The organism is Leptolyngbya sp. NK1-12, assembly GCF_032598965.1.
Classification (GTDB): domain Bacteria; phylum Cyanobacteriota; class Cyanobacteriia; order Elainellales; family Elainellaceae; genus Elainella.
Window position 1 is genome coordinate 6,139,265 of the sequence record NZ_CP053586.1, and the last position, 23,482, is coordinate 6,162,746.

22 protein-coding genes and 1 pseudogene are annotated in these 23,482 nt (G+C 49.9%); 15 read left to right on the top strand and 8 right to left on the bottom strand.

Annotation, left to right across the window (positions count from 1 at the left end):
* The first annotated feature begins 150 nt into the window (after positions 1-150).
* The 3 genes from HJG54_RS26405 (at position 151) to HJG54_RS26415 (ending at position 1,559) form a co-directional block, all read left to right on the top strand.
* Positions 151-711 (top strand): Uma2 family endonuclease, encoded by a 561-nt coding sequence (locus HJG54_RS26405; protein WP_316432202.1) that lies wholly within the window; start codon positions 151-153, stop codon positions 709-711.
* Between the two features lie 224 nt (positions 712-935).
* Positions 936-1,223 (top strand): Txe/YoeB family addiction module toxin, encoded by a 288-nt coding sequence (locus HJG54_RS26410; RefSeq protein ID WP_316432203.1) that lies wholly within the window; start codon positions 936-938, stop codon positions 1,221-1,223.
* A gap of 21 nt (positions 1,224-1,244) precedes the next feature.
* Positions 1,245-1,559 carry a type II toxin-antitoxin system Phd/YefM family antitoxin gene (locus HJG54_RS26415; protein ID WP_316432204.1) on the top strand — a complete coding sequence of 105 codons (315 nt, stop codon included), beginning with the start codon at positions 1,245-1,247 and terminating at the stop codon, positions 1,557-1,559.
* Between the two features lie 93 nt (positions 1,560-1,652).
* Here HJG54_RS26415 and HJG54_RS35585 read toward each other — a convergent pair.
* Together HJG54_RS35585 and HJG54_RS26425 are read right to left on the bottom strand one after the other, a co-directional pair.
* Positions 1,653-1,856: pseudogene (locus HJG54_RS35585) on the bottom strand (IS4 family transposase); the annotation flags it as partial.
* A 497-nt stretch (positions 1,857-2,353) separates the two neighbouring features.
* Positions 2,354-2,515: a hypothetical protein gene (locus HJG54_RS26425; RefSeq protein ID WP_316432205.1), complete on the bottom strand. Its 162-nt coding sequence runs from the start codon at positions 2,513-2,515 to the stop codon at positions 2,354-2,356.
* A 451-nt stretch (positions 2,516-2,966) separates the two neighbouring features.
* On the opposite strand from HJG54_RS26425, the gene HJG54_RS26430 reads away from it, so the two are divergent.
* Positions 2,967-3,107 (top strand): hypothetical protein, encoded by a 141-nt coding sequence (locus HJG54_RS26430; RefSeq protein WP_316432206.1) that lies wholly within the window; start codon positions 2,967-2,969, stop codon positions 3,105-3,107.
* A 528-nt stretch (positions 3,108-3,635) separates the two neighbouring features.
* Positions 3,636-5,456, top strand: coding sequence for an ABC transporter ATP-binding protein (locus tag HJG54_RS26435; RefSeq protein ID WP_316432207.1), 1,821 nt, complete (start codon positions 3,636-3,638; stop codon positions 5,454-5,456).
* Positions 5,457-5,881: 425 nt separating this feature from the next.
* On the opposite strand, the gene HJG54_RS26440 is transcribed toward HJG54_RS26435, so the two are convergent.
* Positions 5,882-6,883: an MBL fold metallo-hydrolase gene (locus tag HJG54_RS26440; RefSeq protein WP_316432208.1), complete on the bottom strand. Its 1,002-nt coding sequence runs from the start codon at positions 6,881-6,883 to the stop codon at positions 5,882-5,884.
* Between the two features lie 488 nt (positions 6,884-7,371).
* Positions 7,372-7,848, bottom strand: coding sequence for a TerB family tellurite resistance protein (locus tag HJG54_RS26445; RefSeq protein ID WP_211619834.1), 477 nt, complete (start codon positions 7,846-7,848; stop codon positions 7,372-7,374).
* A gap of 787 nt (positions 7,849-8,635) precedes the next feature.
* Here HJG54_RS26445 and HJG54_RS26450 point away from each other — a divergent pair.
* On the top strand, positions 8,636-8,845 hold the full coding sequence (locus HJG54_RS26450; RefSeq protein WP_035999105.1) for a hypothetical protein: 210 nt from the start codon (positions 8,636-8,638) through the stop codon (positions 8,843-8,845).
* Positions 8,846-8,876: 31 nt separating this feature from the next.
* On the opposite strand, the gene HJG54_RS26455 is transcribed toward HJG54_RS26450, so the two are convergent.
* Together HJG54_RS26455 and HJG54_RS26460 are read right to left on the bottom strand one after the other, a co-directional pair.
* Entirely contained in the window at positions 8,877-9,857 is a 981-nt protein-coding gene (locus HJG54_RS26455) for a GNAT family N-acetyltransferase (RefSeq protein ID WP_316432209.1), read from the bottom strand.
* Between the two features lie 579 nt (positions 9,858-10,436).
* A complete protein-coding gene (locus tag HJG54_RS26460; RefSeq protein WP_035999097.1) occupies positions 10,437-10,817 on the bottom strand; it encodes an alr0857 family protein in 381 nt (126 codons plus the stop codon).
* A gap of 842 nt (positions 10,818-11,659) precedes the next feature.
* Here HJG54_RS26460 and HJG54_RS26465 point away from each other — a divergent pair.
* From HJG54_RS26465 to HJG54_RS26485, 5 genes are all read left to right on the top strand, one after another.
* Positions 11,660-11,995 carry a hypothetical protein gene (locus tag HJG54_RS26465; RefSeq protein WP_035999092.1) on the top strand — a complete coding sequence of 112 codons (336 nt, stop codon included), beginning with the start codon at positions 11,660-11,662 and terminating at the stop codon, positions 11,993-11,995.
* Positions 11,996-12,199: 204 nt separating this feature from the next.
* A complete protein-coding gene (locus tag HJG54_RS26470) occupies positions 12,200-13,201 on the top strand; it encodes a zinc-dependent alcohol dehydrogenase family protein (protein WP_316432210.1) in 1,002 nt (333 codons plus the stop codon).
* 419 nt (positions 13,202-13,620) lie between these two features.
* Entirely contained in the window at positions 13,621-14,187 is a 567-nt protein-coding gene (locus HJG54_RS26475) for a DUF1344 domain-containing protein (protein ID WP_316432211.1), read from the top strand.
* Positions 14,188-14,517: 330 nt separating this feature from the next.
* Positions 14,518-15,024: a DUF4168 domain-containing protein gene (locus tag HJG54_RS26480; protein WP_316432212.1), complete on the top strand. Its 507-nt coding sequence runs from the start codon at positions 14,518-14,520 to the stop codon at positions 15,022-15,024.
* Between the two features lie 136 nt (positions 15,025-15,160).
* Positions 15,161-15,421, top strand: a complete 261-nt coding sequence (locus tag HJG54_RS26485; protein WP_316432213.1) for a hypothetical protein — start codon at positions 15,161-15,163, stop codon at positions 15,419-15,421.
* A 66-nt stretch (positions 15,422-15,487) separates the two neighbouring features.
* Here the strand turns inward: HJG54_RS26485 and HJG54_RS26490 are convergent, their stop codons facing one another.
* Both HJG54_RS26490 and HJG54_RS26495 read right to left on the bottom strand, forming a co-directional pair.
* The gene (locus tag HJG54_RS26490) at positions 15,488-16,984 is read right to left on the bottom strand and encodes an MBOAT family O-acyltransferase (protein WP_316432214.1); all 1,497 of its coding nucleotides are present in this window, start codon (positions 16,982-16,984) and stop codon (positions 15,488-15,490) included.
* A gap of 115 nt (positions 16,985-17,099) precedes the next feature.
* Positions 17,100-17,765 carry a DUF721 domain-containing protein gene (locus tag HJG54_RS26495; RefSeq protein WP_316432215.1) on the bottom strand — a complete coding sequence of 222 codons (666 nt, stop codon included), beginning with the start codon at positions 17,763-17,765 and terminating at the stop codon, positions 17,100-17,102.
* Between the two features lie 446 nt (positions 17,766-18,211).
* Here HJG54_RS26495 and HJG54_RS26500 point away from each other — a divergent pair, with 446 nt between their 5' ends.
* The 4 genes from HJG54_RS26500 (at position 18,212) to HJG54_RS26515 (ending at position 23,482) form a co-directional block, all read left to right on the top strand.
* Entirely contained in the window at positions 18,212-19,816 is a 1,605-nt protein-coding gene (locus HJG54_RS26500) for an SPOR domain-containing protein (protein ID WP_316432216.1), read from the top strand.
* A gap of 272 nt (positions 19,817-20,088) precedes the next feature.
* Positions 20,089-21,363: an adenosylhomocysteinase gene (ahcY, locus tag HJG54_RS26505; protein ID WP_316432217.1), complete on the top strand. Its 1,275-nt coding sequence runs from the start codon at positions 20,089-20,091 to the stop codon at positions 21,361-21,363.
* A 133-nt stretch (positions 21,364-21,496) separates the two neighbouring features.
* Positions 21,497-22,126, top strand: coding sequence for a DedA family protein (locus tag HJG54_RS26510; protein WP_316432218.1), 630 nt, complete (start codon positions 21,497-21,499; stop codon positions 22,124-22,126).
* Positions 22,127-22,291: 165 nt separating this feature from the next.
* Positions 22,292-23,482: a class I SAM-dependent rRNA methyltransferase gene (locus HJG54_RS26515; RefSeq protein WP_316432219.1), complete on the top strand. Its 1,191-nt coding sequence runs from the start codon at positions 22,292-22,294 to the stop codon at positions 23,480-23,482.

Below are 23,482 nucleotides of genomic sequence, written 5' to 3' on the forward strand. Positions count from 1 at the left end.
TCTCGTCTGGATTTGCTGATGGAGATTCTGGACACGCCACTGCCTGTGCGAAAGGATAAGTAGAGTTAGAATAGGGCATGGTTCAATTCATTAATGAGCCATACCCTCTCTGCTCTGCTGTGTTAGTTTTGGGCAAAGGAGACGTTGCTGATGGTACAAGTTCCACAAAAAACTATCACGCTAGAGGAGTTTCTGAAGTTACCAGAAACCAAGCCAGCCAGTGAATACATTGATGGACGCATTATTCAAAAACCAATGCCACAGGGGAAGCACAGTAAATTACAGGGAAAACTGGTCACAGCAATTAATCAAGTTGTAGAAGATCAAAAGATTGCATTAGCTTTTCCAGAATTGCGGTGTACATTTGGCGGAAGGTCAATCGTTCCTGATGTGACTGTCTTTGCCTGGGGTAGAATCCCGGTTGATGAGAATGGCGACATTGCAAATATTTTTCCGATTTGTCCAGATTGGACGATCGAGATTCTTTCTCCGGATCAAAGCCCAACAAAAGTGACAGGCAATATTCTGCATTGTCTAAAACACGGATGTCAGATGGGTTGGTTGGTCGATCCAGATGAGCGATCGCTTCTCATCTACCCATCAGGACAACAACCCGAATTCCTTCAAGAAGAAGATGCTTTACCAGTTCCCAATTTAGTTGCTGACCTACAACTTGCTGTTGCTGATGTATTTGGTTGGTTGAAGTTGTAGAAGCAGATGCCCGTAAATAACGTTTACCTTCGCAGGAGACTACTACAGTTTGCCCAACCTTTGCTGCTGACCCGTCCTTCTCGTCTGGAACTGCTGATGGAGATTCTAGACACGTTACTGCCTGTGCGAAAGGATAAGTAGAACCAAAGGTGCGTAATACCAATCGCACCTTTACTCTTCCAAGGAAACTGAGTTTAGAATAGAACTCAAAACATCTTGAATGTATGGGTGCTGAGGGTGAACAGAAACAGAATCGCGAGGCTGTGTTTCAGCCTGAGTTTATTGAAGATCTGGAATATTGGGTTGAAACCGATCGAAAGATGGCACTCCGCATTATCAAGCTGGTCAAAGAAATTCTCCGGGAACCCTTTGAAGGAACTGGCAAGCCAGAACCTCTGAAATACGACTTAGCTGGATGTTGGTCACGCCGCCTTAACAGGGAGCACCGAATTGTTTACAAAGTCAGCGCTCGCCAAATTGACTTTCTGCAAGCACGATATCACTACGAGTAACATGATTGAGAGGTTCAAACTATGTCAACTCAAATTCCTTATGTTGATGCTCAAGTAAATCTAGGTGAATTGTGCGATCGCGTTGTTGAAACAGGTGAAGCAGTGATTATCACTCGCCCCGATGGTAAAAATGTTGCTCTAGTTTCTGAAGCTGAATTGTCAAGTTTACTGGAAACGCTTTATCTGTTGCGATCGCCTGCCAATGCAGCTCGTTTAACGGCAGCATTAGAGCGCTCGAAATCAGGTGAAGTACAGCCGCAAGCGATTGATGAATTGATTAGAACATTTGCGCTTGAAGAGAATGATTCTGACAACGAGTTAGCATCTTTCAGCTAAATTAGTTGTTTGATGTGCCCTTCTCGTCTGGAACTGCTGATGGAGATTCTGGACACACTGCTGCCTGTGCGATCGGATAAGTGAGGTAAAAGGCTAAGTACAGGACAAAAATTGAAGAACGTGGAAAACATCATCGACGAACAACTCCAGATTCAATCATATTTGACGCAGGTGGTCAAAGCCATAACGAAAGATGCTCTTGGCTTTACGCCCATGTTTTTTGACTGGAAGCGTTGTTTGTTCGGCCAACCATTCCCCGGTGCGAACTGCCCAACATAAGGCAATGGTCAGCAGCGCTCACAACCAGGTGGGCAAGCGTACCGTAATCCAACTCAAACTAGCCCAAAAACCGTTGCAGGCGTTTATAGTTGGATGCCAGTTTAGCGGTGCCAACAAATCCTGCCGCCAGTTGGGCCAAGTTCACAGTCTTGACCTGAAACAGGGTTACGGTGTACACCGATCTCGATCGCGAATGCAATACAAGGGTTTGATCCCCCTCCATCTCCCTAAACCCCTACGGGGATGCGCCTTCGGCGTAGATCAAGGGGGACTTCAAGCCCGGTTTGGTATGGGCTTCGCCTCCGGTTCCCTCCGTTGGGAAAGGGGGGAGGGGGGATCTTCAACTGGTGTATACACCGTAGCCAATTCTGAGGGAAACTGAGCAAAAATGGGGATCGGAAGTCCCCCAGTATATAGCCCTAACGGGCATACCAGAAAGAGGGATTTAGGCTTCGACGTGAGCTCAGCCGAACGGGGGCGATGCAAGACATCAAACTTCACCTTCATACTTTGATTCAGCAACGCCCAATATCCGTCCGATAGGCATCGCCCAAATTCTGGGCAAAGAACCCTGGCCGCAAAATAGTGTAAGTGCGGTTGTGAGCTTTTAGATGCTGCTCAACCGCATGATGAGGCACAAACGGATTCTGATCTGCTCCTGTGACCGACACGAACATCCTGTGACCGACACGAACACAATCTGTTCAGCCCCTGACTCGTAGGCGGTGTCAATAAAGGGATTGAGCGTTTGCTTGGTGTTGGCGATGGCTGGCGGTCGCAACAGAAATACAGCGCGGCACCCGGAAATGGCAGGTGCATATGTTTCGGGCTTGGTGAAATCAAAAGGTTCTTGCCGTTGGGCGTGGATGGCAAGGAGTAGAATCAACAGGCTAATATAGACCCAAAATCTTTCTTGAAAAAAATCTTAAAGTGTGCTTTCTAGACTTGATCGAGGCAGAACTCTGGCTAGAATTGGGAAGGAAGACTCGATCTTGAGCCTTCGGTTTGGCTGAAATTGGCTGAATCAGCATCAAATTGCTCGTCAGTTTGATGCTTGTTAATCGCTTGTTAACCTAGTTATTGGCAATTTGGTTGCTGCTAATCCTGTTGTGGGAGGACATCAAACCTATGACCGACTTGAATCGAGGAATCATGGAATTTAAGGGGGCGGACAGCCTACCCGTCGTAGCGCTCTCTGGCATTGTGATCCTGGGCGCAATTGCATTCTTGATTGTGTGGGCGTTGCAATCGGCCTATGCAGTCGGTTGAGCTGCCTAATCGTTGCTAATCAATTAAGCCAATCAATTAAATTGTTAAACTGTGGAGGGCAGCCTGATCTAATCGCGCTGTCCTTTTGTTTTTCAGGCCGTTGTGGAGCATCCGGCCCTTGCAATATACTACAGTCATGCTACAATACGTGAATCCTAGTCTTCATGACTGAATTATGATGATTAATTAGATCTCTACTCAAGCAATGCCGCTCCAGGCTGCCGCTATCCAGACGCATTAACTTTGTTGGATCGCTTGCCCTGAGGGCAAGGTTTCGGTTCTCAAATTTAGATTTTTCAGATTCGTTTCAGATGCCGCCCCTTGCTTAGCAAATCGCCTAGGCAAGCTGGTTTTGTTGCGCTCACCTCCCAAGCTGTCTGATTCGGGTTTTTCCCTGCTCGATTGCAACCAATTTAATGCAGCTCAAACGCGCTAATCACAAGCGCTAACGTCTTGTGCTGCCTACCCTCTAGCCTGAGTTGAACACCCAAGCTCTAGACACCTTCAACCCAAATGGGAGGATATTTTATGGCCAAGTTTCGCGACATCCTGCAGTACTACCGATCCTATTGGTCGCTGTCAATTTTTAGCATTACGGCCAGCAGTTTATTTGAACTGGTCGATTTGGCTGTACCTTACATCATGGGTCAACTGCTGAATGTTTTGTCGAATCAACCGCTAGATCAGCCTTTGCAGAATTTGATCGATCAGTCTGTGCCAACCCAAGCCAATGGGCGTGAGGCGGCATTACTGCTGCTGCTCGGCGTCATTTTTCTTGTCACGGTTGTGCGAGCGCCGGTTCAACCGTGGCTGAGCAGTTGGTTCCACTGGGATATTGCCTTCAAAACCAGACGAGATCACACCCTGGAAGCGATTAGGAAAGTTCTGACCCTGCCGTTGGAATTTTATGATGAAAATAATCCAGGTCGTGTTTCTGGACGTGTTGCCAGAGGTTTATCAAATCACACCTGGACTTATCCTGAAATTGCTGGACAAATGATTCCCAAAATCATTCGCGTAATTGGGATTTTTGTGATGATTCTGCTGATTGAATGGCGGATCGCAATACTGTTTCTCTGTTCATTTGTCTTCATTCTCAGCTTCACCTTGAAGAATCTGACTCGTTTGATGAAGAAGGAAGAAATCCTGGATAAACACGAAGAGAATACGGAAAGTCGCACGTCGGAGATTATTACGAACATCAAAACGGTCAAAGCATTTGCTACCGAAGCTGCAGAACTAAAACACCAAAAGCGCCGCATCCAGCGGGAGTTTACTTTCCTCAACTACGGCATTCACAAAGGTTATACCAAGCTGTTTTCCTGGCAGCGTTTGGTGATCGAGTCGTCGGTGTTCACGGTGCTGGCATTAACCCTATGGGCCACGGTGCGGGGGCAGATTTCCCTGGGGCATTTTGTCACGGTGCTGACAATTTCTAGCATGGCCTATGCCGAACTCGAACCCATTAGCCAGCTTGCCGAAGTGTTCGCCCGTCGCTATGCCTCGATGCAACGATTACACGAGTTCATGGAACTGCCCTCTGGCACCGATGCGGCCCTGCTGGAACAAGCTGAGGCACACCCCGCCGCCGTGCGGCAGTACCAGTTTACGGGTAAGGTGCATTTTGATCAGCTCAGCTTTGGCTACGACGCCGATCGCCCAGTGTTGCAGAACATTGACTTGCTGATTGAACCGAATCAAACCGTGGCTCTAGTAGGACGGTCCGGTTCAGGCAAGTCCACGCTGGTGAAACTGCTGTTCCGCTATTTTGATCCCACCGCCGGTCGAATTTTGATCGACGGTCAGGATATTCGGCAGCTCGATATTACTGGCTACCGCAAACGGTTGGCGATTGTGCATCAGGAAGTGGATGTCTTCAACGGCACGCTGCTTGATAACCTGATTTACGGCAACCCGACGGCATCCATAACCGAAATTGAATCGGCTTGTGCGATTGCCCGGGTGGATGAATTTGTGCGGTTGTTACCCAAGGGGTACAAGACGATTGTCGGCGAGCGAGGGGTGCGTCTATCGGGTGGCCAGCGGCAGCGGTTGGGAATTGCTCGCGCTCTGTTGATGAATCCCGATGTCTTAGTATTTGATGAAGCCACCTCTAGCTTGGACTACGAGTCGGAGCGGACGATTCAACTTGCTATGCGCAGTATTCTGGGCACTCGTACCACCATCATCATTGCCCACCGACTCAGTACCGTGCGAGAAGCAGACAAAATTGTGGTGCTGGACCAAGGGCGGATTATCGAAGTTGGTAGCCACGACGAGTTGTTGAATCACGGTGGCATCTATCACCGTCTGCATACACTGCAGGAAACAGGTGAGTTAATTGCCTAGTTGATGGAAGCTGGTAACTAAAACGGCTGTTTTTGAAAAAGAGCTACAAAAGCAGCGGATATTACAGAATAAACTCACCCCGCCGCTTGCGGTGGGGTATTTCGGTTCACATGACCGAATACGAATGCCCCAAGGGGCGGGGAATCTAACCCCAAATAGATTGAATTTAGTAGGCTGTGAATCCGCTCTTTAGCCATTTATGTCAAATATAGCCTTTTTCAGGCTAGTGAAGTCCGAAAAACGGGGTGCAGGGGCAGTGCCCCCATACTTCCTGTACCTCACATGAGTGAAAAACGCTGTAAGTAGATCAACATCATTAATTTGAAGATCCGTAGGGCTAGCGTCTCGCGGGCGTGGGCAAGATGCCCGCACTATATCTACCGTTTGATTTGGTTGACCTACTTACCTAAAACCTTGATGTTTTATCATGTTTCAAACTGCCAATTTACCGGCTCCCAGGTAAAGCCACCGCCTGCCCGAGGGCGAATATGGCCCAGTCCCGGAAATGGAAAATGATAGGCATACATCAGCTCGCGACTGTCCGAGATTTGCTGCAAAATTCGCTGACGGGCTTCAACAGCCTGAGCGGGGTCAGCATCAAAGATGGGCTGCCAGTCGGGATGCCAGAGATTGATATGGTGCGTGTGCACAACATCGGCGGTATGGGTCAGGAACTGATTGCCAGAACGGATGCGAATTGCGACCTGGCCGGGCGTATGCCCAGACGCTGGTATCGCAGAAAATCCAGAAATAATCTCCTGTTCAGGCTCAAAAATCGTCAGGCGCGACTGGATAGCTCCGAGCTGGCGCTTGGCAGTTTCAATCATCTTCTGCTTTGCCGCTTCATCTAAACCCATCTTGGGTAAACTTACCTGCGGCTGCATCCAGAATTCGTTCTCTAAACGTGGCACATAAAATTGGGCATTGGTAAACACAGAATTGCCAGACGCATCCAGCAAACCGCCAACGTGATCGCCGTGGGCATGACTAATGATAATCGTGTCAATATCTGCGGGATTGATCTGGGCCGCCTGCAAATTGGCTAACAGTTTACCGGCTGTATCACCGGACAACGCGCCGTTTCCCGTGTCAATTAAGACTCGATGTTGACCGGTGTTGACGTATAGAACATTGCAATGGGCCGTCAGGGTTTCGGTTTCAAACCCAGCTTGCAGCACTTCAGCCAATTGATTTGGGCTGGCATTACCGGCAAATCCAGCCGCCGGAACCGACAGGGTGCCATCGCTCACCGAAACCAGCTCAAAATCGCCCAACTTGAAACGGTAAAAGCCGGGATTGCGCAACTGCGGAGAAGGCTGCATCACCTGAGCGGCCTGACCAGCGTGACTGGCAATCGGCAAGACCATGGCAGCGGTCGCTAGTGATGCGGTTTGCAGAAAAGCCCGACGAGAGAAACGAATGTCCATAGTTGAGTCAACTGATAGATGAATGAATGGGTGTATCGAGAACGGTAAGCTGTGGTTCGAAATAAATGAAGGAAATCAGAAAACGAAGCGATATTGATCAGCTCAAACATCAAAACAGGAGACACAAGCTTAAAACTGCAAAATCGCGAAAGCAAAATTTTTCGACCAATGCAATTGATATTCGCATGATCTGGCTGCATTGGTGCACTTCTTATGGCTTCTTCGTGTATCTTGTGGAATCTTAAAATAGCATTGAGTCTCTAGTGCTCAAGAAACGCAGCTTAAGTCACTGATACCATTTCCCTTTGATTGAGCTACAGATCACCAAGCTCAACAGACTAGATTGTGCAGGTTCCGTAACTTAAAACTCAAAACTCAAAACTAAGAACTGGTATGACCCTTGATTTGCTCGAATTACAGAACAAAAAAAGAGCGGTCGAACGATCGCTCCTGCACAAGTCCAGATACTTAGATTACTGTTCATACCGTCAACGCATAAACTCTTCTAGCTTGCGCGTCAGGTTATCAATCAAACTGCCGGACTCATGGCTTGCTTCAACTTCAGCCTGAATTCGTTCCACTGTTTCTGCTGGCAAATCTAGTAGCTCTACCAGTTTCCGATAGGCAGCTTCTTCTTCTTCATTGATATTCTCTTCTTCCGGCGAACGGGCACTAGAGCAGATCACTTCATAGCCGAGCCACAGCACCAGCTCTTTTTCTTCGGTCGATTGCAGTTTGGGTGTCAGCTCCTCAAGCGGGATATTTTGCATCATGTAGTCTTGTAATTCTTGGCGTAGCATTTGCTGCTGAGGCGCATCAGCAGCAAAAATGCTGCTGAATCGGTCTAGCATCACATCAACTTCTTCAGTGGCTAAACCGCCATCGGCCCAAGCCATCGCTGTGACAACTCGCAGCAAATTCATTTGGCGTGGTGTGATCGAAGGAGGCGGTGGAGTTTGTATCATGGCAGAATCTCCGACAAGTTCGACAGTAGAGATAGAACGAAAGCAATCAAACGAATTCAAAGGCCGCAAGCGAACCTAACTGAATCCGGTCCCTTCTAGCCACAAGCTACCACGAGAACATCAGGACTCCTTGGACCTTAAGCTTCTTGTTCGGAATGGGTTACGGTTCATGAGGATTTGTTGAGAGTTTTTAGCACAAGTCTGCTCTCTTGACTGAACTAATCAAGATGGGTTAAGAAAGATTGCAATCAGGGTGAAGTGAACCTGCCGCTGACCGCTCACCCCCACCGGCAGCAGCACAAGTTCCGGCTTAAGTAAACCCGACAAAGGCTAAATTAGCCTCATGTGATCTACTACAAATGGCGGTTTCTGTAGTTTCATTTTTCAGAAGTATTAAATCGAACCAGGAAAAGGCTGTAGTCCAGATCTACTGGATCTCCCCCTTTTATTTGAGGAAGTACAGAAGTCAACCGTTCTTTTGTGGTAGAAATTTATATATGGGCGAGGAGTGCGTAATAATGGCTACATGGTTTGGGCTACATTTGGTGTGTTCCAGTCTAATCCCCTAGACACTGCCCCAGTGGGAAGTGCCCCAAAAAGTACCACAGCAAATAATCCGGTAGGTACTTCAGAAAGTACCGCAGCAACTACCACCGAATAGATCCCTAAATGTGAGGCTGTAGCTCCTCTGCTGAGTTAGTTCAAGGCATGGTTTAAAGGCAACTGTTCTATAATGCCTTTCTCATCAGGGTGTTCTCCATGAGTTGACTAGCGCCCCAGGAAGAGAATGAAGCACATCAAAATTACGTTTGACAGCAAAATTCCCCAAAGTTTTTGGGAGTCTGAAAAAGTTCAAAGAATGGCTCCAACGCCGCTATTCGACTACGGCTGTTTAATTCGCCTGCCCGATCGTCGTGCCCCTGTTGTAATGAAAGCGCTATCCAAATGGATGGCAGAACAAGGCTACCAGAAGTATTCGATCGAGCAGGTGAAATGAGTCAGGTTGCCAATTCGTGCTGTTTTTGCTCTTAAGAAATTGTCTGGCTAGAAATTGTCTTGCTATAAGACAGAGATGCATATCGCGTTCGAAAACCGACAGACTCATAGAGCGTTTGCGCTGAGTTCGGATTTTGGGTATCCACACCCAGTTTGGCGGTATCCATTCCGGCTGCCTTCAGCCGCTGTAAACCTGTCAGCAGGATGGCTCTTGCCAACCCCATGCGCCGAAAGCCACGCCGTGTTCCCAAGCTATTAATCCAGCCTTCACGCCGGTCTTTTTGTTGGTTTTCTTCGGCATCAATATGGCCGTGGCAAAAGGCTGCAAAGGTTCCGTCTGGAGCAACGGCAATTAGATCTAGCTCTGGACAGTAAACTGGCGTTGATAGCCAGTAGCTGTGCTCGGCTACTGTTTGAGGATGGAAATTCCAGTGATCGATGAACGTTTGATTGTACATCTCTACCCACGCAGCCGCATCTTCGACACCCCGCGTCTGGATAATTTGAAACCCTTCTGGCAAAATTGGCTCAGGAATCGATTCGGTCAACGATCGAGCCATAGTTAGGAAACGGCGTTCGTAACTATATCCGTGCTGTTGATAGAACACAATGCAGTTTGATTGGCAATCACGACAGCTCAGCTGCAGTTTGGCGGGCAGTTGGTGTACCGTGGCTTCCTGATGGACCCGTGCTTCAGCCCAAGCGAGTATATCTCTCTCGATACCTTGCCAGCGCTCGGTGGGCAGCACCCGAAACCAAAGAAATCCATCTAATGACTCTAAAGGTTCAGGCGGAGTCCAGAGGTCGGCATAGGCAATTAAGCGCCCCGCTTCATCCTCCCACAACCGCACGTTTTGCGTTGGGTCAAAGTCTGGCTCGGCAAAGCTGAGGCCCAGATCAGTAGCAGAATAAAAATTGTCTTCGCGGTCAACTGCTTCACAGGCATTCAGGAAGTCCACAATCAGTGGTAGATCGACTTCACCTCTGTAGGGGCGTGTTGTTAGGACTGGCATAGTTAAATTGCTCTCCTGAATATCTGGAGTTTCACCAGAAGAGGCGGCGCTCCAGGGAATAGTTGGACTTTAATTCATGCAGCTGCTTGGTTACTGCTTGAGCGGATTGGCGCTTGCGAGCGGTCAGGGCAGCAGCGGAATTTGAGTTTGATTGGCAGTCAGACTTGGAGCGGGATTGGGCAGGCTCCTGTTTGGCCGGAACAAAAAATTCAAGGAAATGAATGTAGAGCAACATAGGAATTCTGAAGTAAGGCTAAGGTGAATTAATGCTGAAATACTGAGATAGCTAAGGAGCTAAGGTTAGATGAGCGTTGTAGATATATCTGAGGCAGAAGAGTGAAGAAAATTAAATTCCTGAAAGATGGAGTCAACTACAGTTCCAAGGAGGACAATTTCTAATCTCAATGACTGATCACAATTCAGACTTGCGCTAACCATCCGGCAGACTGCAAGAATTTAGCAACGTCGTACTACATTATAATACATTCAGACTACAAGTGATTCCGAATCCGAAATGGCCGATTGGGGATAATATGCCAACGTCAATCAGTCTCCTAGTAAATAAGCCCCGATCGACCTCTAGTAGATAAATGAAGAAGCCCCGACTGCGGCCACCTGCCACAAATTAAACAAAACCGTCTCGATCGTCGAGTTGAGTGCCGTCACAAATACACCTTCGCCGCTCTCATCAGAACATACCCACGTTCCCTGAAGGCTGACTTCCAAGTATTCGCTATCTACTGGAGATATGAAAAGATTAGGTTCTTGGCAGGCTAAGGCTTCTAGATTAGAACGTTTCACTAGATTAATGGGCAACAGCAACGAAGCCGTGCTGCGCTCTATCACCAAGCGATGGCCCATTCTCACCGCTAAGATCACCCGCAGGGTTAACCAGTCTTCCACGGTTTCTTGCAGGTGTTCCAAATATAAACCGCTGTCTAAATAAGTAACTTTCAGCATGACCGAGAGACTCCATCAGTACTAAAAATGCCATCAAATCAATGACCCCCACTTCCGTTGAGTAGAAGCGGGGGCCGAACACCAAATACAGGTATTTCTAGTCCTCTCTTGGTACGAGACTGCCTCGCTGGCTGCCGCCGTACCTCCCGCTTCTCTGCGACCCGACTCGATCTAAGCGCTGTTTCAGAATGAATTGATCCAAAATGGATTGACCCAGAATCGCTGGATCCAGCCGCCGCCAAATAGGTCGAACACTATTAACTTGCGCACGCTTAACTTGCGCACGCTTAACCTGTGCATGCTTAACTTGTGTGCACTTAACTTGTGCGTGATTACCTGCACCAATTTCTGCTGTGCCATTGCCCCACCTCCACCGACATACCACCAACTGGCATGCCGCCAGCTGACATGCCACCAGCGACAACCACTTGCTACCCCAAGTGGGCGCTGCAGCTATCGCTCTATCAGTGGTCATGAGGTAACGAATCATGGTTCTCCTTTAGAAAAACTGGAAAGATAAGGCTTGCATCTCTCAGTTAACATACTACACTTGTATTACGGAAGTGTCTAGATCTTTCGTGAAAGTTTGAATCAAGGAGGTTTATAAGCGTTGAGTTTTAAGTTGTGGGTTTGGAATTTAAGGAATAGTCCTACCAACTTGTAGCTGTCCGAGCAGCTACACCTGCCCATCGTTCTATTCCGGAAATAATCCAAAACTACGTGTTATGCACAGGCTGTGCCAACAAGACACTGCTACGCAGAAGCAAGCCGCAAAACTCAAATCTTGAACCTTGCTCAAACTTTCTTTGTTCAGTTAGCGATCAAATTTTGGAGGAACTGTGATGTATACGATTAACCGCACGGCCACTACTGATATGGAAGTCACCAGCATCCGTCTAGAGCGGGAACTGAAGGAGAAACTCAAGGAGTTGTCTGGCAATCAAGGCTATCAGGCGTTAATTCGCGATGTGCTTTGGAACTATGTACGGCAGAAATCAGGAGAGTATCAATTTCGGTGTTCGCAGGAGGATATCCGGGCCAGCGTACAGGCAGTTGCTAATCAAGAAGAGCGCTGTGTCCTCACGGGTCAATTGATCCGACCAAAGGAGCCAATGCTGTTAGGACTCACCACCACCGGCGAGATGGTGCCCCTCAGTGTGGGTAGCTTGGCCGATTAACTCAGTCACCATCTATCGAGCAACGCAACATCTGCTCGTAACTCAAAGCATCTGGATAGCTGTCCGCCACATGAATTTGCTGTCCGGGTGCTTTGTCTTAGGACGTAATTTTTCTTGTTGTCATCCGATGGTTCAACCTTGGTTTTATGCTGAGATACTGAACGCAGAACTCAGATCTACGAATTGAGGAGTGGCATGAAACCGATGATGAAGGCCGTTGTGATGACCGCAGTGGGTGACCCAGAAGTCCTGCAAGTTCGAGAGGTTCCCAAACCCCAAATCCAGCACAGCACCGAGCTGCTGGTGCGTTTGAAGGCAGCAGGGATAAATCCAATCGATACTAAAATTCGCCAGCGGGGGGCCTTCTATCCAGATGCCTTGCCTGCCATTTTGGGCTGTGATGGAGCTGGGATCGTGGAAGCGGTTGGGGATGGCGTGCAATCTTTTCAAGTGGGTGATGCGGTCTATTTCTGCAATGGCGGGTTGGGAGGGCATCCCGGCAACTATGCTGAGTATGCTGTAGTGGATGAACGCTTCGCGGCTCGAAAGCCCGCATCTCTGAGTTTTGCCGAAGCAGCGGCAGTGCCGTTGGTGCTGATCACTGCATGGGAGGCGTTGTATGACCGGGGCCGGCTGGAAGCAGGGCGACGGGTGTTGATTCAGGCGGGGGCTGGTGGCGTTGGGCATATCGCAATTCAGCTTGCCAAACTGGCCGGCGCAACGGTTTGTACCACTGTCAGCTCCTCAGAAAAGGCAGAGTTTGTGCGTTCGCTGGGGGCCGATTGGGTGATTTTGTATCGTCAAACCGATGTGGCGCAGGCAGCGATGGATTGGACGGATGGAGAAGGAGTCGATTTGACGTTTGATACAGTAGGGGGACCTGTGCTATCCCAATCATTTGCAGTCACCAGCATTTACGGCGATGTAGTCACCCTGTTGGCCCCTGACCCTAATACCGACTGGAAAACAGCTCGCGACCGCAATCTCCGCCTCAGCTATGAATTGATGCTCACCCCAATGCTGAAAGGAATCACAAAAGCCCAGCAAGATCAGGCCAAAATTTTGCAGCAGGGAGCACGGTTGTTCGACGGTGGTGAGCTAAAAATTCACCTCCAGCAAACGCTGCCCCTAGAATCGGCAGCAACAGCCCATCAGTTGATCGGAACAGGATCAACGACCGGAAAAATTGTGCTGTCGATGGACTGAATTGATGCTAGCCAGACCTGTTTAGCTAGATATACTCTGCGATAATCGGCTACGGTTCTCTATTCTCAAGCCTTTCAGAGTTTAATCATCTGTGGCATTTCCTGGGAAATCACTGCACATTTAGAAGACGCATTGAAAAAGTACCTCTTTAGATATAGCTGCGAATGGACTGGCACATATTATCTTTTAGCGAACGAATTGGAATTTTTTATTAGGATTGCACTTAAGCCTTGATTCTAGGTATATATCTAAGTAAGACTTGCGGTTTCCTCATTAAGACTACGTTACATCCTGGTTTTGTACTGATTTCTGTAAAAGACAAGATTCTGAGTTGTCGCTTCTGGGTTTTTATACGTTCTGGGTTTTTACACTACGGCAGCCCCGTAACGCAACCTCATGTAAACAAGGAGTGCTTTACAATGTTTTTTCCCAACATTAGGTTATTGACTGGTGCCGCATCGCTGATTGCTTGTTTGGCTGCGGCCTATCCAAGTGTTGCCCGCCCACTCGCTTCACAAGAAGATACTCTAAGCAATTCACAAGTAACTAATTCACAAGTAACACCACAAGACGTTGCTCAACTTGATGTAAGTCAAGTCAATCGTCCGCCTGAGGAAGGGGTGCCTCCTCGTCCGACTGACTCTGTACGTGGCACGATTACTTCAATTCAAGGCGATCGAGTCACCATCGAGCTAGAGAATGGCGAAACTCGCACCTATTCAATTGCGGCAGAAAATGAGAATCGGGACGGCCTCGAAGTTGGAAATCAGGTTGTGCTCACAGTTGCAAGGGGGTTTGTTCTGGCAGTCAGCAACCAGGTGGTCGAAGTTGAACCTGCTCCGGTAGTGATTCGCCGCGAAGCTCCCGTACAGGAACCCGTTGCTCGTCCAGCTCCGGCTCCCCCTCCAGCTCCGGCTCCCCGTCCAGCCCCTGCACCTGCTCCGGCAGCCCAACCTGCACCCCAGCCGGTACGCGGCATGTGGTAGGTAGACGGGAGTTGTCCTAGGACTGGAATTCCCTAGTTGAGCAGTCGCCAGTTGAGCAGCCACTGGTAGAGCAGTGAGCAGTAAGCAATAGAAGTATGGGCAAGGGATATCAAATCTGGTATCCCTTTTGTTGGTTGATGGCTGTGTTGCTTAGTTAAAAGCCAGCGTTAGAAGCCAGCTTCGGTAGATTGCTGCCGTGACAAGCTGCAGCTAAATTCGGCCAATTTTACTCTATAGGAGCTTCGATACATTGCGCTGGAACTTCGACTGCTTAAAATAATTCAAAAGAGTTAGATATGTAAATATTTCAGGCGACGATATAAAACGGTTATGATTACTGTGCTTCGTCCGCTGCCTCGGTGCAGCATTCGACTATTGCTGCAAGTTTTGGTGGTGGGTATTCTTTCCTCTGTTGGTGTTTTACTAGAAGTTACTCCAAGTTCATCCCCGACTTCGTCTAGCCTCACCTCGCTCAGTTTTACGGTGGGCAGAGTAGCCTTTGCCCAATCTGTGTCCGATCAGGAGGTGCAAAGCTATGCCCGGTCTGTGTTGGCAATTGAGCCGATTCGGCAGGCGGCCTACAACAAAATCAAGCAGATGTCTGGTTCTAGTGATGTTCCCGTCGTGGCTTGCCATCGGCCTAGTAGCTTGAGCGATCTACCCGATACCATCCGCGATATTGCGGTTGATTACTGCAATCAGGCAATTGCTATTGTAGAGCGCAACAATCTCACCATCACTCGCTTTAATCAAATCACGGTTGCCCACCAGGCTAATCCTGACCTGTCGAATCGGATCCAGCAGGTGATTAATCAGTTGCAGAGCAACGGTCAGTAGGGCTAGCTTGGCGGTTGGGATGAGCCGATGATGAGCCGGTTCAGCTTAGGTGATGCAGGCCCAGCAGGTCAGCCTTGGTTGCCGGACAGTTGATCTTAAGTAGGATAGGGACAGCACTGTATTTGAGGCAAATTTTATGCCGAGACTGAATCCGTTCTCGCTGCAAATGCAAATAACCCGCATGTTTGACCAGGGCCAATCCTTTTTTGCTACCACCCGCGTTCAGGACTGGCTCCGCGAGCATAATCAAGACCCCAATGCCTATGACATTAGCTTTGTGCAAAAGCCAGCTCCTCCTGGCTCCGGTCAGGTGATGGTAGTGGAGATTGGCCTCCAGCGACGCGACGGTCAACCAGTTGATCCCTGGTTGTTGGAAGAGGTGAATCGCTGGGCGTAGGGGCGTAGGGGTAGATGAGTAAGGGGTAGATGGGATGAAGGGAATGTTTTTGCCCAGAAGCCAATGCTAGAAATCGAAGTAGATGTAGGGCGGGGTTTCGTTGGGGGCCAACAGCCAAGCGGCAAATAGGCAAAGGGGAACAAGCAGCAGCTTCACGGTCCAGGCGAGTTGCAGTTTGAGGGCGCGGTTGAGGCCGTAGGCAATGCCCATCCCTACCACAATAGCCCAGAGCAAGAGAGCCAGATGGGGCCGGTCGATCTGCAAGCTCTCTACATAGACTTTTTGGGCAAACTGTACATCTGCCGTATGACCAAACAAGCGCTGCACAACAAGACTGGACTGGCTCAAATCGGGGAGGCGAAAGAAAATCCAGGTGGTAAAGACCATGAGTTGGGTTAGTGCCCAAGCTGCTATTGCGCCGGGTACACTGCTCCACCAGTTTTTCAGGATTTGCCAATGGTCGGAGGCGACAGCTGTGAGGCGATGAATCACTAGGGCTAGGCCATGTAAACCACCCCAAACCACAAACCCCCAAGCTGCGCCATGCCAAATTCCGGCGATAACCATCACAATCATCAAATTGCAGCAGGTGCGCCAGAGGCCACGCCGAGATCCACCCAGGGGAAAATAGAGATAGTTGCGCAGCCAGTCCCCTAGCGTCATGTGCCAGCGACGCCAAAAGTCAGCAATGTTGGTTGAGAAGTAGGGAAAGTCAAAGTTTTGGGGCAAATCAAACCCCAGCAGGATCGCGCAACCCCGCGCCACATCGACATAGCCACTGAAATCGAGGTAAAGCTGCAATCCGTAGGCCAAGGTTGCTAACCAGAGATCGCCACTACCGGCCCGTTCTAGATTGCCAAAAATCAAATTAACTACAGTACCGAGATGATCGGCCAGTACGAGCTTTTTCACTGCACCGCTAGCAATCAGCCAGAGGGCGTCGATGATTTGACTCGTGGCCGGAAACTTGAGGGACTGGACTTGGGCCGCAAAGGGATGAAAGCGTGTAATCGGGCCAGAGAGCAGTTTCGGAAAAAACAGCTTATAGGAGGAAAATTTCAAAAAACTCTGGGTGGCCGGAGCACCGCGATACACATCCACGAGGTAGGCAATGCACTCAAAGCTAAAGAAACTAATGCCCAGAGGTGCAATCACATGCTGACGAATCCAGTCGGCCTGTTCGTTCGCTCCTGCAATGCCTGCAATACCGCCAAACGACTCTAGGAGAAATGGCACATATTTGAAGCCCAACAGCAGCAGTAAATTCAGGCCAATCCCAATCCAGAGTAGGGCTAGCCGACGGCGGTTCCAGTCCTGCTGGGCAAACGGCCAGTCCCGATCCTCCACACGCCAATCCATTGGGGTGCCAATCGCCTGCCCCCCATAAAACGTCACGAGCGTAATTGCCAGCAGCAGCGGTACGTACTGAATTTGCAGCGAGCTGTAGAATACCAGGCTAGCAATCAGCAAAACCCATAACCGTAACGACCGCCGCTCGACCGACCAAAAAATGCCGAGAGTGCTGAGGAAAAACAACCCATAAATAATAGAGAGAAATGTCATGGATCCGATACTGTATGCGATGCAAGGGTAGGTGCAGGGGGAAGTAAGAAATAGGGACTAGCCAGAAATTAGAGACTAGTACTGGGTGCCGTACTCGATGCTAGATCAAATGGAATCAGATGGAATCAGATGGGATCGGCAGCGGTTGGGGTCCCGATGCCGGTAGGGGCGCTTTAGGCAATGCTCTAGTCGATTCGACACGGCCAAATTGCTGAGCGGCGCAGAGGGAACAAACTGACCAGCGAGTTAGTTCTCCTTCTGGAGTGGGACTATGGCAGCTTGGGCAGAGGGGCAAATGCTGGGATTGGGCACGCACGGTTCTGGCCCAGTTCAAAAAAGCGGTTTGCGGGTCTTGCCTAGCAAGGCGCGGAGCAGCATCGCGGGATCGGGACTGCCGAGGTAAGCAGGAGGTGCTGACCCGACTGGGGTGATCCCGCCATAGGATAACGATTTCTGAAAAATTCTCAACGTCTTGGCGATTTTTGTCGGTTTGCCAGTGGGCGGTCGAGAAGCGAATATCGGTTAGATCCAGCTCTAGACGAGCGTTAAGTTTTTCTAAAATCCGATGCCGCTCAAAGGCCAGATTCTGCGCCCAAACCGAACTAGAGGTGGCGACTTGCAGAATCCGCCGCTGAATGCCGGTGGGACGAGTTTGGGCCGCTACCACTGCTCCGACTACATCAAACCAGCAGGCTAGGAGAAGCTGAAACTGTTTGCGCTTGCACCAACTCTCTTGATTAGCAATGGTATCGAGTAACTGAGGCAGTGATTGAAAACCCATGACACACTAGCAGTAGCTTAAAAACATAAACATTTAATGGGGTGAGACTTGGTCAATTGGCTCTAACGTAACTTTCGCAAATGTTAATCCGCACCCAGTTAGAAATCTAATTTGGCAAGATTCGGGCTTTGAGCTGGTTTTCAGCAGAAACTTGAAAGAGTTCTAGAATAAACGCAGCTTTTTTCTAAAAATCCGTTATTATTGTTACCCATTAGAGTCGCCATCCAAATCTGAGCCTATATATAGCGCTTATACTGGCAATCTGCAAGCTGTTCCTCTAGATGTAGCAATTAGATACAGTGAGTAGGGCGGTAGGTGCAGTAGAGGCCAATTCCTAGAACCGTCGATTAGCTGGATCGAGCCTTGGGTTTAGTCGAATCCATCGCTTGCTCGATGCAAAAGTTCCATTCCATCAATTACTTTCGGCTCTGATCAGGAGTACTGTAATGCGTCAACCATCCTCGATTGAACCCTTTACCCCTTCGCCTACCGTAGTGCTGCATCCAGCCCTCCAAGCAGCACTAGAAAATTTGGATGTGCAGATCGAGGAGGAACTGATCCGATATCGTCGTCAGCGTCGCCACCCCGCTACCACCGTGCCCCGCCGGAAGCCGTTTCCTGCCACCAGTTCAGGCGCAGCCGCCATTGGCATTTTGAACCATAGTATTCAGCTACCAACGCCCCGCTCCTCTATTTATGGCTCGTCTTATGGCTCGTCTACTTATGACAGCCATAACAGCTATGACAGTCAGGCAACTCGTCAGGTAGGTCAGTCTCAGGTAGGTCAGTCTGCGGCTCAGATCAATCCACCTCCACCTCCACCCACTCCACCGGTTCATCCAGTTCATCAAACAGCTCATCAGACAGTTCATCAGACGGTGGTCTCACGTCCGCAACCGCCAGAAATGGCTGTACCGACAGCGTCTCCGGCTCCAGTCACGTTTGCAGCAGACCCTCGGGCCAACCGAGCCGCTGATGAAGCGACCGCTGCCCGCATTGCTAGCTATGCCGAGCAGCATGATCTCTCAGCCTATACACCTAGTTCTACGCTACAAAAGTTCGTCCAGCAGCCGGTTTCCTACTCGACCTCAGATGCCTCCAATGCTCCGGATGATTACCTGGCATCCTCAGAAGAGCTGTTGCGCAGTATTGGCGAAGCAGATCCAGACCAACCCAGTGATCTAAATACCCATTCGCTGCTAAATACCCTGCTCACGCCCATGGGGATCGGGTCGATGCTGCTCCTCGTGTTGGCGAGCACAACATTGGGCTATGTAATTATGAATCCAGGCAGCTTAGGGCTTTGGACTCCTGATGCCAATCCAGACTCATCTGCCAACTCCTCCACCAACCCTGTGGCAACCGCTGGAGGGACAGTTCCTTCTCCCGATCTGACTTCGGATGAGTTTGTAGACCTGGATTTGGGAACGCTCAGCACCCTGCCTAAGCAAACCTCTCGTTCTGGTGCTCAAACCGAAAAATCGACTAAATCAACTCAATCCCAATCAGCCAAGTCCAACACTTCGGTAGGCAAGCCGAGTACTCCTGCCGTCAGCAGCCCGCCCCAAGCTGCCGCTGCTGCTGCTCCCTCGGAAATTCCTGTGGCTCCCGCTCCTCAACCCAGCCTTTCAACCGTTGTGGTGCCTGCCGCTCCCCCAGTGATGTCGGTGCCAGAGCCTGCCATACCTGCTCCAGTCCCAGAACCCGCTCCCGTTTCACCAGAACCCATCAGTACTGTGCCACCGCCGATTGAGCCAGTCCCGGCCGCAGAACCCGCTCCCAGCGTAGCTGCTGCTTCAACTGATCCGATCGCTCCGACCGCTGCAACTACCCCGCCTGCTCAGAACAACTACTATTACGTTGTGACGGAATACAGCGGAGATGCCAGCTTGCAGCAAGCTCGCAGTGCCGTGCCCGATGCCTATGTCCGCAACCTTCCCGATGAGGGAGCCAAGGTGCAGCTTGGTGCATTTAACGATGAAACCAAAGCGCAAGAACTGCTCCAGCAATTGCAGCAACAGGGCATTGAAGCCCAAGTCTACCAGCCCTGAGGGCCTATCCAAAAAATCCTGCGGGGTTTTGAAATTCAAAAACTCTGAGGGGTTTACTGACTTGCAGTCAGAGAAATCGGATAGGTAGTTAGTAGGCACTGAACTAGATGCCCTGATTTGACATCAGTGTGGTTTTCTGGTTCATTGAAATTTCAAAATTCTTCAAATATCGCTTCAGATCTGGTTTTGTTTACGATTTGCTTCTATTCGCTGGGCAAGTGTTTTGTTAGTCTAGTTAAGACAGTCTCCGAAGTAAATCTTTACAAATCATAATGAGCACCATCACTCAGGTTAAACACGACGTTAAAGATCTTTCCCTGGCTCCAATTGGCAAGCAGCGGATTGAGTGGGCCGGACGGGAAATGCCCGTGCTGCGCCAAATTCAAGATCGGTTTGCGCAAGAAAAGCCATTGGCAGGAATTCGTTTGGTGGCTTGCTGTCACGTCACGACTGAAACAGCCCACTTGGCAATTGCCCTCAAGAATGCAGGAGCCGATGCGCTGCTGATTGCCAGCAACCCGCTTTCCACCCAGGATGATGTAGCGGCCAGCCTGGTTGTAGACTACGGCATTTCGGTGTTTGCCATCAAAGGCGAAGACAACGAAACCTATCACCGTCATGTCCGCACTGCCCTCGATCACAAGCCCAACGTCATCATTGATGATGGTAGCGACGTGGTAGCCACGCTGATTCAAGAGCGGCAAAACCAGCTTCCTGACCTGATCGGTTCAACCGAAGAAACCACGACTGGCATTGTGCGCCTCAAAGCAATGCTGGCGGATGGGGTGCTCACCTTCCCGGCTATGAACGTCAACGATGCAGAGACCAAGCATTTCTTTGATAATCGTTACGGGACCGGCCAATCTACCCTGGATGGCGTTATTCGTGCTACCAACATTCTGCTAGCCGGTAAGGCTGTCGTTGTAGCTGGCTATGGCTGGTGCGGTAAAGGTACAGCAATGCGGGCACGTGGTCTAGGTGCCAATGTGATCGTGACGGAGATCGACCCGGTCAAGGCGATTGAAGCGGCAATGGATGGCTTCCGAGTGCTGCCAATGGCGCTGGCGGCTCCGCTGGGCGACCTGTTCATCACCGTGACGGGCAACAAGCATGTGATCCGCAAGGAGCACTTCGAGGTCATGAAGGATGGTGCGATTGTCTGCAACTCTGGCCACTTCGATATCGAGATTGATCTCAAGTCCCTGAAGGAAATGGCGAGTGAAGTCAAAACGGTGCGCAACTTCACTGAAGAATACCGGCTCACCAATGGCAAGTCGGTTGTGGTATTAGGCGAAGGCCGGTTGGTCAACCTAGCAGCGGCAGAAGGCCACCCCAGTGCCGTGATGGATATGAGCTTTGCCAACCAAGCTCTGGCTTGCGAATACTTGGTGAAGAACAAGGGCAAGCTGGAGCCGGGCATCCACTCGATTCCGGAAGAACTCGACCGGGAAATTGCTCGTCTGAAGCTGCAAGCAATGGGTATTGCCATCGACAGCCTCACTGCTGAGCAAATTGAGTACATCAACTCCTGGACCATGGGAACCTGATGGCTCTAAGGCGATAACTTCAATGGAGCAGGCAAATGCCTGCTTCTGTTTTTTAGCCATAACTCGCATTAATAGCCAATTTCGTAACTAGGGCGTTCAGCAACCGTATCCAGCAACAGTTAGGAGTGACCTCATGGCAGAATGGATTACCCAAATCATGACCTCAATGGGCTATTGGGGCATCGGTATACTGATGTTTCTGGAAAATTTGTTTCCGCCAATTCCGTCCGAGCTGATTATGCCGCTAGCCGGATTCACGATTGGTCAGGGCAAAATGGCGTTTGTACCAGCAGTTGCTGCCGGAGTAATTGGGACCATGCTGGGGGCTTTGCCTTGGTACTATATTGGCAGTTATTTGGGGGAAACCCGCCTGAAAAACTGGCTGGATCGCTATGGGAAGTGGCTCGGTATTTCGGGAGAAGAAATCGACAAGGCCCAGCGTTGGTTTTACCGGCACGGTACAAAAGCGGTGTTTTTCGGTCGTTTAGTACCAGGAGTGCGGACGCTGATTTCGGTGCCGGCTGGGTTCAGCAGAATGCGATTTGGGGAATTTCTGGTCTATTCTACGCTGGGTACATTGGCGTGGGTGTTGCTGCTTACCTTTGCCGGATATCTGCTGGGTGACAACTACGAGCTAGTAGAAGAATATCTTGGCCCAGTTTCCAAAGTTGTTCTGGGTCTAATTCTAGTGGCCTGTATTGCTTGGCTGGTGCGGCATCGCCAGAAACGACGCAACCGCAATAACTCAACGCCGTTAAAGTAGACTAGCCGAGCACATCAGCTAGATCAACCGAACCACCTCCCCCACTGCACCAACTCATTCAGCAAATCTGTTAAATAAACACAGGCTCAGCAAGCGATAGCGGGTTGCTACTGTAGGATGAAGTAGCCCATCTGCTGCATTGCTGCCGATTTTTGCTGGTTTTCTATGTCTATTCCTCGCGTTGTTCTACATAAACACAAAGCTGATGCCGTCAAACGGTTTCATCCCTGGATTTTCTCCGGTGCAATCAAGCAAACCGAAGGCGAACTGCGGGAAGGGGCAGTGGTTGACGTGTATAGCCATGCAGGAGAGTTTTTGGCAACTGGTCACTACGGAACAGGCACGATTGCTGTCAAAATTTTTGCTTTTGCACCTGTCTCCGATCTAGAACAGCTATTCCTAGAAAAACTGCAAACCGCCTATCAACTCCGGCAGCAGCTCGGTTTAGTCAACAGTCCCACCACCAACTGCTATCGCTTGATTAATGCAGAAGGCGACGGATTTCCTGGCTTAATTATCGACTGGTACAACGGTGTCGCGGTCATGCAGGCCCACTCGATTGGCATGTACGAGCAGCGCTCGGTTCTGGTCAGGGGTTTGCAGCATATCTATGGTGCGGCACTCAAAGCGGTTTACGACAAAAGCGCCTCGCTGTTGTTTCGCCATGCGGCCTCTCAGGATGCTTCTAGGCAGGACCAGTACTTACTAGGCGAATCTAGCCCACTAGAGGTGTTGGAATTTGGACATCGCTTTTTAGTCGATTGGCAGACGGGGCAAAAAACTGGCTTCTTTCTCGATCAGCGCGAGCATCGAGCCTTATTGGCCCACTACGCCAAAGATCAGAAAGTGCTAAATACTTTCTGTTATTCGGGCGGGTTTTCCATCTATGCGCTGCAGGCGGGTGCTAGAGTGGTGCATTCGGTGGATAGCTCTGCCAAGGCAGTGGCGTGGACAAAGGATAACGTGGCGTTGAACCCAACCACAGGCGATCACGCCGCTTTTACCGACGATGTGTTTACCTTCTTAAAAGACTGTGATGCTGACTACGACATCATTGTGCTCGATCCGCCTGCATTTGCTAAAAATCTCTCGGCACGGCATCAGGCAGTGATGGCCTACAAGCGACTGAACCAGCTTGCAATCAGTAAATTGCGGCGCGGCGGCCTGCTGTTCACGTTTTCCTGTTCGCAGGTTGTGATTCCAGAGTACTTCAATGGTGCGGTAATGGCAGCCGCGATTGAAACTGGGAGACCCACGCGAATTCTGCATCATCTTACCCAACCCGCCGACCACCCTGTCAGCATCTACCACCCGGAAGGCTTGTACCTAAAGGGGCTAGTGTTGCGCGTTGATTAG